Origin of the sequence: Methylobacterium sp. E-041, assembly GCF_022829665.1 — a bacterium.
GTDB lineage: Bacteria > Pseudomonadota > Alphaproteobacteria > Rhizobiales > Beijerinckiaceae > Methylobacterium.
Window position 1 is genome coordinate 1 of the sequence record NZ_JAKSYQ010000035.1, and the last position, 956, is coordinate 956.

A 956-nucleotide genomic window follows, 5' to 3' on the forward strand; every position below is an offset into this window, starting at 1 on the left:
TGTCTGCTCCACGGGCTTGGATACCGCTTCGATCGCGTTCTGCGATTGATACAGAACGGTCAGCGAGACCTGCAGCGCGTCGGCGATCCGCTGTAGGGGCGTGCTCTTGGCCATGAGGCTCACTGATCGAGGAAGCCGATCGGTGTCGTCCTCTTGCGGGCCGGCTTGCAGCGGTGGGCTGGGAGGCGGCGCTTTCGATCCCATGACTTATCCCTTTGCGAGCGGACGGAGCACATGTGTCACGGTATCCATAATGCAATTTGCGCGTTGTACCAGCATTGCAAACACGTCACAGTTGCTATCAAATGATAAGATTTGACTTGAACTTGTATCCTTACGGCTGTACATGAAACCGCCTTCGGGCTCAAAGGCGGATTTTGAGTGCCAAAGAATAAGACCCTCAGTGTTCGGACCAGTCCGGAAGCCTTTCAGACGGCTCTGGACGCCATGGATGTGATCGGGCGATGGGAGTGGGACGCCACGACCGACTTGACTCGCGTCGATGCCTTCGTGGCGCTGGTCTTCAACGTCGATCCTGATGACGCCAAGGCCGGTCTACCGCTCTCGTGCTTCATCGATAGCATCCACGCCGACGATCGGGAACGGGTCCGTGCTTTGATCAATCGTAGCACCCGTGATGGGAGCCCCTTTCTCACCGAGTACCGCGTGATCTCGGTGGATGGTCGGACCCGTTGGGTTTTGGATCGCGGTAGCTTCACTACGGATCATGTTGGGCGCCGGTGGAACGGGGCTGGCATTCTCGTCGATATAACGCAGATGCGCATGACGGAGGATGCCAGCAGAGGTTCCGGGGTCGAGAATGAGGACAGCGCGCTGGATCGCGCAGCCGAACACGCCATCGCTGCGCAACAGGCGATCGTCGAGATGCAGGACCCACGGCTGAAGAGCTGTGCGGATGCGTTGCTGTTGGAGCTGGGGCGACGGCTGGCTCAGAA

General features: G+C 58.9%; 1 protein-coding gene. It reads left to right on the forward strand.

Annotated features, from left to right (window positions below; translation table 11 throughout):
• Window positions 1–381 precede the first annotated feature (381 nt).
• Window positions 382–956, forward strand: a 575-nt coding sequence (locus MKK70_RS01855; RefSeq protein ID WP_243945569.1) for a PAS domain-containing protein, incomplete at its 3' end; no start/stop codon positions are given.